General features: G+C 68.8%; 7 protein-coding genes and 2 pseudogenes. 4 read left to right on the top strand and 5 right to left on the bottom strand.

Going from position 1 to position 7,946, the window contains the following annotated elements:
• Window positions 1–130 precede the first annotated feature (130 nt).
• Window positions 131–340 carry a hypothetical protein gene (locus O3W51_RS46360; protein WP_138353609.1) on the top strand — a complete coding sequence of 70 codons (210 nt, stop codon included), beginning with the start codon at window positions 131–133 and terminating at the stop codon, window positions 338–340.
• 585 nt (window positions 341–925) lie between these two features.
• On the opposite strand, the gene O3W51_RS46355 is transcribed toward O3W51_RS46360, so the two are convergent.
• From O3W51_RS46355 to O3W51_RS46345, 3 genes are all read right to left on the bottom strand, one after another.
• A complete protein-coding gene (locus O3W51_RS46355) occupies window positions 926–1,186 on the bottom strand; it encodes a helix-turn-helix domain-containing protein (protein ID WP_381587720.1) in 261 nt (86 codons plus the stop codon).
• Between the two features lie 232 nt (window positions 1,187–1,418).
• Complete coding sequence (locus tag O3W51_RS46350; RefSeq protein WP_138353607.1) at window positions 1,419–1,757, bottom strand: PRC-barrel domain containing protein; 339 nt, start codon at window positions 1,755–1,757, stop codon at window positions 1,419–1,421.
• Between the two features lie 38 nt (window positions 1,758–1,795).
• On the bottom strand, window positions 1,796–2,071 hold the full coding sequence (locus O3W51_RS46345) for an isoamylase early set domain-containing protein (RefSeq protein ID WP_138353606.1): 276 nt from the start codon (window positions 2,069–2,071) through the stop codon (window positions 1,796–1,798).
• Between the two features lie 1,100 nt (window positions 2,072–3,171).
• Here O3W51_RS46345 and O3W51_RS46340 point away from each other — a divergent pair.
• Both O3W51_RS46340 and O3W51_RS46335 read left to right on the top strand, forming a co-directional pair.
• A complete protein-coding gene (locus O3W51_RS46340) occupies window positions 3,172–4,278 on the top strand; it encodes a WD40 repeat domain-containing protein (RefSeq protein ID WP_187145081.1) in 1,107 nt (368 codons plus the stop codon).
• 1,279 nt (window positions 4,279–5,557) lie between these two features.
• Complete coding sequence (locus tag O3W51_RS46335) at window positions 5,558–5,863, top strand: chaplin (RefSeq protein WP_269290001.1); 306 nt, start codon at window positions 5,558–5,560, stop codon at window positions 5,861–5,863.
• 172 nt (window positions 5,864–6,035) lie between these two features.
• Here O3W51_RS46335 and O3W51_RS46330 read toward each other — a convergent pair.
• A pseudogene (locus O3W51_RS46330) lies at window positions 6,036–6,389 on the bottom strand (transposase); the annotation flags it as partial.
• 260 nt (window positions 6,390–6,649) lie between these two features.
• Between O3W51_RS46330 and O3W51_RS46325 the strand changes: the two are divergent.
• Window positions 6,650–7,186, top strand: a complete 537-nt coding sequence (locus tag O3W51_RS46325) for a DUF4383 domain-containing protein (protein WP_187145080.1) — start codon at window positions 6,650–6,652, stop codon at window positions 7,184–7,186.
• Window positions 7,187–7,458: 272 nt separating this feature from the next.
• Here the strand turns inward: O3W51_RS46325 and O3W51_RS46320 are convergent.
• Window positions 7,459–7,946 (bottom strand): annotated as a pseudogene (locus O3W51_RS46320) (hypothetical protein); the annotation flags it as partial.

Below are 7,946 nucleotides of genomic sequence, written 5' to 3'. Positions count from 1 at the left end.
ACCGGGCATGCAACTCTTCTACGCCCTCGGACCACGACTCGACCTGCTCCACCGTCAACGATTCGTCACACAGTCGGACCAACGAGCCACACCGCCAACAGTCACACCACATGCGGTTGCAGTACTAATCATGCGCACCGATCCCGGGCTCGTGCCCGCCTGTGTCCGCGAGATCATCGACGGTGTCGTCGAGGCCGTCCGGACCGAAGACGCCCCGCGCGTGCGGGCCTTGCTCGACGATCTCGCCCAGGTCGCCGACCCCGCCGCCTTGCTCCTGCTGCGCAGTCGGCTCGCCGACGATCTGTCCTCACACGATGTGCCGGGGGGACTGTCGCGGTAACGCCCGCGTCAGCGCCGTGCCGCGGTGGACCCTCGGTGGAGTGATGGGTGAGCGAGGGGGGTTGCGGGCTTGCGTGCATGGTCGTTAGTCGGGGGTGACAGGCACACAGGCGTTCGTGAGCCCGACCGGTCGGCGGCGTAGGGCAGCCGGTGACGGTGCGGAAACGGGTCTGCGCGCGGACGATCCGCCGATCTTTGCGGCGCTGGTCGAGCGGTGGCGGCAAACCGGGCGGATGCTGCCGGGGCAGGACGACCGCGAGTGGTCCGAACTGGTGTCCAAGGTGCCGGCCCTCGGCCTGACATCAGGGCAGGATGCCGGCCTTCCCTCCGGCGTCGTGCCGCCGCCGCAGTGGGCGGGCGCCGTCACTAGCTTCCGCCCGACCCCTGACACCACGGGATCAGCCGGATCGGGCGGCCCTGGTTGGGCCCCGTCCGATCCGGTGCCCCAGCCCGGCACAGCCGCCCCTAGGCGACCCGGGGGCGGATGGGTCGCCTCCCAAGCGTCAGCCCGACGGCCACCGCTGTGAGCGCCTGGTGAGCGAGCTTGCTTGCCTGGCAGAGCGGGACAGCGGATCGCCAGGGCGCACTATGGCGGTGTCGGCTGTGCTCGCTTTCCTCCGCGGCCCCTGAACGGAACCCGAGCGCTGACCAGCAGGGCGCGGACGCCACCGTAGGAGCGGTCAGTGCGCTGCGCGATCTGGCGGATCGTTGCACCTGCCTCGTACATCTCTTTGAGCTGGGCGGCTGCCGCCGCTCGCGCCGGTCCGGTCAAGCGCGGCGAGCGCGTCCGCACCGACGGCGCTCCCGAAGCCGCGGTGTTCTTCGCGGCCGGTCTCTTCTGCGACATGCCCAAGATCCTCATCCGCGCGCCTGCCGAACACCGCGCATCCCATCGGCAACAGCCGCCGCTTGGCTTACTGTGGGAACGTGCGCAACTGGTCGGCCCCCCGCGAACTTCCCCCAGCGGCTACGGCCGCCGCGTCACCCGCGCGTGCTGCGACACGGGACGACGCGGCCGAGGCCATCGCGCAGCAACCGACCACGGTGGGAGCGGGGCACGAACCCGCTCCCACCACAGATCAGCGGTCGCCGTAGTAGGTGCCGAGGCTGCTGCGGTAGTCGGCGCTGCCGGCCATGGTGTCCGGGTCGTACTCGGGCGCGTCCTTGACCTGGTCCTTGGTGCGCCCGACATGGAGGGTCTCCTGGTCGTGGTCGACGCGGGTGATGGCGCCGGCGGGCACCATGACGTGCTTGCCGATGAGCCAGGGCTTGCAGTTGACCACGATGTACGCGGCGCCGACCTCGTCGGTAGCCTCGTCGACCTTGCCGATGTGCCCGTCGGTGGCCTCAACCTTGTAGCCGGTCAGGTCCGTGCCGGACGTGTACTGCGCGGCGGCGGTGTAGTCCCACATGCTCATGCGTGTCACCTTCCGTTTCTGCTGGTAGGGGGAGGGGCTCAGGTGTGGAGGTAGCCGTTGGTGCCGTCGTGGCTGTCGGCGTGTTCGTCGTCGAACCAACGGTCGCCCGCAGCGAGGTAGCGGAAGCCGAAGCACCGCTCGGCGGGCATCGCGATGCTCACCGCGCGGGTGCCGTCCGTGCGGGCGGCCAGCGGGTGGGCGCCGGGCTGCCAATCGTTGAAATCCCCCACGACACTGACCTGCGCGTGCGGGTGATCGGCGGGAAGGATGAAGGTGACCGTGGTGGTGTCCTTCGTCCGGGTGCGCTCCAACATGACGGCTACTCCTCCAGGCGGTGGGTGGTGAGGCCTGATGGATTCCCCGAAACCACGCAGAAACGGCGGCAGCCGGTGCTCCCCACCCGAACAGCCCAGCCCGCCCAGACGGCAACCGGCTGACGCGGGCACTGTGCGCGCCGTGGCGGCTTGGCGCGCTGGCCGCCGGGGCATACGAAGTCGAGATGAGCCGGCCCCGGGAGGCGAAGCCCGGGGTCGACTCGCCCCCCGGCCCACCCGGCCGCTCCCTCACACCGGAGGAGAGCAGCTCAACCACCGGGACCATGCCCGGCACGACCATCACCGGACCACCGGGAGGGGGCCTGGGCAGGACGAATCAATGCCTGCACGGACCGCGGACGGCGGCCCTCAACGATCCGAACGAAAGCCCCGAGGAAACTGGCCGTGTGACGGCTACGCAATCCGATGGCCCGATTGCCGCGAAGGGGGCTCCCGTACGACCGGCCGGCCCAGCAGCCCGCAGTTGCCGGTAGGCATCGAGGCTGCCGACCGGTGCAGCGCGGTGCGGAAGCGGGGGTGAAAGGCCACCGCACCCTGCTGTAAGCCACGGGCAGCTGCTTGCCAGCATGACCCCCCGCACGGCCCACCCGACCCCGCACGACACGCCGCAGGACATCATGCGTTGCAGTTCTTCCAAACTCCCAGCAGGCGAAGCCTCGGGTTCCGTTCGCGACCTACCGGGCGTCCCCCGCACCAGCCCGTCCATCCAGTGGAGCACCAGCCAGCCACCCACCATGTCCCCAGTCGCTGAACAGGTCCACCCGGCCGCGTCCCACCACCCGTGACTGAGCAGCAGGTGCGTTGCCACCATGCTGGCCCCTGCCGTTCCGACCGCATCGGCCTGAGCGTGCCTCGGTCGGGGAGACCATGTGGGCAAGTCGCTCCCCGGGAGAGCTATTTGATGGAAAGCTTCCCCGGGAGGCACCGGTGGGTCGCTTCCTGGGCTTCTCCTTGTGGATTCTTTCGAGAACGGTCGTATGCTGATGGCTTCCTCCCAACCGCCAGGTCCGCAGCAGCCGACCGGTCCGGCGGGCCGCAACAACGACGGGGACGGTGCCGGGCAGGAGGGTCAGCCGCGCATGGCGGGATCCGTCCCGACTCGCCGCGGAATACGGCGCCGCACCGTCATACTCGCCGCTTCCGGAGCGGTGGCGGCAGCCGCGACGGCGGTCGCCGTGGTGGAGGTGACGCGGTCCTCCGGCTCGGACACGCAAGTACTGACCGGCCCCACCGGCTCCGTCTACGCGGTGGCGTTCAGCCCCGACGGCAAAACTCTCGCCAGCGGTAGCGGCAGCGACAGCAGCGAGGACAACGCCATCCGGCTGTGGGCGGTCTCCAGCGGACGCGGCATCGTCACCCAAACCGGCTTCCCCAGTTACCCCAACTACGTCCTTGCGGTGGCGTTCAGCCCCGATGGCAAAACTCTCGCCAGCGGTGGCGGCAACGACATCGACAAGGAGGCCGGGTACGCCGTGCGCCTGTGGGAGGTGGCGACCGGGAGCCTGAAAGCCACCCTCACCGGCCACAGCGGCAGGGTGACCTCGCTGGCCTTCAGCCCCGACGGCGCGACCCTGGCCAGCGGCAGCAGCGACACGACCGTCCGGCTGTGGGACACGACGCACGGACAGGTCACCGGCATCCTCGACCACCCCTATGCCACCGAGGTCAACGCCGTGGCATTCAGCCCTGACGGCAAAACACTCGCCAGCGGCGCCTACGCCAGCATCACGATGTGGGACGTTCAGAGCACCACACTCACCACCACCCTTTCCCTCCCGCAAACAGCCAAAGGACAGGAAGTCAGCTCGGTGGCGTTCAGCCCCGACAGCAAGATCCTGGCCAGCGCCGGGGGCGGCAACCGCGACACCGCCGACCACTCCATCCGGCTGTGGGACCTCTCCAGCGGACGCATCATCGCCACCCTCACCGCCCAACCCCCCACCAGCGCCGTCAATTCGATCGCGTTCAGCCCCGACGGCAAGACCCTGGCCAGCGGCAGCCGCACCCTCAGTCTGAGCAAGACCACCGACCACCCCGTTCAGCTTCGGGAGGTCTCCAGCGGACGCATCACCGACACCCTCACCGGCCACACCTCAGATATCAACGCGGTGGCATTCAGCCCCGACGGCAAGACACTCGCCAGCAGCAGCGACGACCACACCGTCCGCTTGTGGAAGCTCCAGTGAAGGCTCACCGACCACCGCGCAGTCCACAGAGCCAGCCTGCGGTGGGCGAGAGCTGAGAAACGATGTGACGGTCCGGGACGGACCGTCACACACGGATGACCAACGGCCTGTCGAGGGCTTGCAGCCATCCGTGGGGCACGAAGCTGAACGGGGTGATGTGCTGCCACGACGGGGGATGGCAGTGCGGGCATCGCTTCGTACCATGGCGGGTCTTCTACACCTGCTGCGGCGTCCCCGCGCCTTTTTGCCCGCACTCTCCCCTTGCCTAGTCCGAGTGCCGGGTCACCTATGACCGGGACGCTTCCGACGGTGTGGATGGCGGGCGTGTTGGGCCTGGTGGCGATGAGAGCGCAGGGCTTTGGGGGGAAGAGGCGTTCTTCGTACCGGCCCAGGCCGAGGATGATGACGGGCAGCGATCAGGGGCGGCCCGGGGCCCGCCAGGACGAGTCGGCATCCTGGCAGGAACCTGGGGCGGCGGCAAAGACCGGGGCAGCGGCATGGCCAGTGCGGCATCTTCCCGCAGCGCTCCCGCGTGATAACGGACGCTCCGACTGGCCACACCATGCTTCGCCAACGCCTGCGGCAAAGGGCCACACGCGGTTGCCTCGAGCAGACGAACAGCCTGCTCACGTAGGGACGCGACGGCGGCGGTCTCTGTTTGCAACCGTGGCGCGATGGTGTCCAAGAGCGCCTCCAGCGCCGTATCGCCGACTGCGGCGCCGCGGTCCGCTTCATGGTGCACGCGATTTCTTCTGCCCCCGCCAGCCGAGGCCGTTCGGGCGGGCCCCTACGCGATCGGCGAGGAACCTCTATCGAATCCGGCGGCCGGCAGCAGTGACGAAACCAGAAGCACGAGCTCCGTCGGCGGCCGGAGAACGGGCTGGTTTCAACGCGTCCCCGCAGCGCGACACGGGCGCGAACGACTGGCCAACGGCTCGTCAAGCCCATCTCGAGACTGTCCGCTGGGCGCACGGGTCACCGCCCGTAGGGTTACGGACGATGCGGTCGGGCCTGGCAGGAAAGGGCGAAACCGCCAGGCCCGACCGGACCTCGATGTCGCACCCCATGAACGAGCAGCGCACGGTCCACGGCACGGGCGGCACCACCTCCGACCACCCGCATTCACCTGGACGGCCCCTGCCCCGCCAGCGTCCCGGGGCTGCGGCGCGTCATGCGGGCACTCGTTCGGCGGAACACCCGTGACCTGTGGCCAAGCAGGCCCGTTGGTGAAGAAACGCCGTGACCCTACGGCGCACTCAACCCTCCCAAGGAGACTTCGATGTCCCGTATCGCCAAGGCAGCCGCCATCACCGCCGCCGCCGGTGCCATCCTGGCCACCGGCGCCGGCATCGCCGCCGCCGACGCCGACGCCCAGGGCGCAGCCATCGGCTCCCCGGGTGTTCTGTCCGGCAACCTCCTCCAGGTCCCCATCCACGTGCCGATCAACGTATGCGGCAACACCGTCAACGTCGTCGGTCTCCTGAACCCGGCGTTCGGCAACGTCTGCCAGAACATCAGCAGCGATGACGACGACCACAGCGACAACAAGGGCGACTGGGCCAGCCACGACGGCTACAACCACTGACCACCGTCCCACCACCATCACCCGGGCCGCCGGAACCCGGACGCCAGCCCGCACGGAATCAGGGACAGCACACGCCCCAGACCCCGTGACGCGTCCCCCGGCGGCCCCGGGCTCGGGACTGTAAAACGTTCGGCTCTGTTCTGTAGTCGGTGGTGACGTCGGGTGCCTGTGTGCTCAGCAGGATGCGGTGGCGGAGGAGCTCGAATCGGGCACGGCCGTGCATCTGCCGATTGATCCGCTTGGTGTGGGTGTTGACGCCTTCGGTGCGGCCGTTGCTCCAGGGGAGGGTCAGGCCGGCGTTGACGGCGGCACGGTCGAGTTCCAGGTCGTTGCATAAGCTGCGCAGTTGAGGCAGGGCTGCGCAGCGGGCCTGGGCGATCCATTCGGTGAGTTTGGAGTCGTTGCCGCTGGCGGGTGTCAGCAGGGCGGCGAAGTCGCTGATGAGGGCGGTGAGCTGGGTCATCTCGGGGCAAACCGCAGTGAGGAGGCAGAGCAGATCGGTGTCCTTGGTCCGCAAGTGGTCGGGGTACCCGATCATCCCGGGGCCACCACGGCTCACTGACCGCCGTTTATGACCCAATTCTTACGGTTTCATATTTGATCATGCAGGGTCATCGTGGAGGGGTCATGGTGGAAGCAGCGGTCGACGCATGACCCCATCCGCAACATTGCCGTCGGCGCGCCGCGCCACAGCACCGTGCCCCGGCACTCGGAGCGAGGTGCGGTCGACGCCCCTGAGGGCCCGGCGGGCAGCCGCCAGCCCGAACGCAGTGTGTGGAGGTCATCGTGAAACTCAAGGACGAGATGCCCGTTGATCACCGGCTCCGCACGGTGTACCGGGTCGGTGCGGGCCTGTGCGGTGTGGTCCTGCTGGTGTTCGGGATCCTAGGGCTGGTGGACCAGTTGAAGTTCCTGGACACCACCGGCCGCATGGTGGCCGGCCTGTCGAGCAACGGCCTGCTCAGCGTCCTGTCCCTGGCCTTCGGCGCGATCCTCATCGGCGCGTCGGTCGTCGGCGGGAACATCGCCTCGACCATCGAGATCGCTGTCGGCTCCCTCTTCATCCTCAGCGGATTCGTCAACCTCGCACTACTCGACAGCTCCTTCAACTACCTGGCGTTCCGCATCCCCAACGTCCTGTTCAGCTTCGCCATGGGCCTGCTCGTCGCCACCTTCGGCATGTACGGACGCGTCAGCGGCAGCCTCCCGCACGACAACCCCTACTGGCAGCAACGCCACCCCGAGGCCACCCGAACCACTCCCGACCACCCGACCCCGGCCCTGCCCGGCGGCCGATCCCACCGCGCCCCCCGCCTGCCCTAATCTGTCGTCGCCATGGCCCCCGGGACGTCCCGTGCGGGTGACCAACGCCTGCTGCTGCCAGAGCAACCCTCCCCCCGCGCCCGGCAGCAGTAGTCGGCCCCCGGGGCTCACTTGACTCGTGCAGAGAAGGAGGCACTTCTACCGTACTGACCTTGTGAAGGCCCCGGTGTTCGGACGAGCCCTTCATTTACTGGCCCAATCTGCCTATCTGCAGTGACAGTTGACGGGCATCGATAGTCGCCGCCAAAGCAGCCCATCCGACTGTCCGAGAGTCAGAGAATCGACACAGTCACGGCACGGCCGGGAGCAGCGCGGTCAAGCTGGCCTCGATCAACTCGTGCTCTTAGGAGCGTGCCGGCGACAACCACCCCTGCGGCGATTCCGTAGGACCAGGGTTGGAGTAGTTCGCTGGGCAGTGCCATGGCGTTGCCGATGTAGAGCACGGTGCCCGCGAGGGGGACGGCGAGCCATTCCCAGCGGCCGTCGAGGGCGACCAGCGCGATCACCAGCAGGGCGTACCAGTAGTAGGAGGGCGAGGTCAGGAGCAGCGCGGTGCCGGTGACGAGCAGCGCGCCGCTCCACGGCCGGTCCGGGTCGCCGCGGCGCATGACGTAGAGGGCGGTCAGCGCGATCAGGGCCACCGCGACCGGGGCGGCGACGCCGTCCGGCAGGAACAGCCGCAGCAGCGCGAACCGTCGGACGCTGCCTGATTCGTACCCCTCCTCCTGCAGATAGCCGGGCAGGTAGCCGAGGACGCCGA

The organism is Streptomyces sp. H39-C1, assembly GCF_027158125.1.
Lineage (GTDB): Bacteria > Actinomycetota > Actinomycetes > Streptomycetales > Streptomycetaceae > Actinacidiphila > Actinacidiphila fildesensis.
The sequence above is the reverse complement of the archived record's forward strand: the minus strand, read 5'-3'. Positions and strand labels throughout refer to the sequence as shown.

What these genes read in the sequence shown, in the direction of transcription:
- O3W51_RS46360 (WP_138353609.1), top strand. Translation starts at nt 131, where the DNA reads ATGCGCACCGATCCCGGGCTCGTGCCCGCCTGTGTCCGCGAGATCATC.
- O3W51_RS46355 (WP_381587720.1), bottom strand. Translation starts at nt 1,186, where the DNA reads ATGTCGCAGAAGAGACCGGCCGCGAAGAACACCGCGGCTTCGGGAGCG.
- O3W51_RS46350 (WP_138353607.1), bottom strand. Translation starts at nt 1,757, where the DNA reads ATGAGCATGTGGGACTACACCGCCGCCGCGCAGTACACGTCCGGCACG.
- O3W51_RS46345 (WP_138353606.1), bottom strand. Translation starts at nt 2,071, where the DNA reads ATGTTGGAGCGCACCCGGACGAAGGACACCACCACGGTCACCTTCATC.
- O3W51_RS46340 (WP_187145081.1), top strand. Translation starts at nt 3,172, where the DNA reads ATGGCGGGATCCGTCCCGACTCGCCGCGGAATACGGCGCCGCACCGTC.
- O3W51_RS46335 (WP_269290001.1), top strand. Translation starts at nt 5,558, where the DNA reads ATGTCCCGTATCGCCAAGGCAGCCGCCATCACCGCCGCCGCCGGTGCC.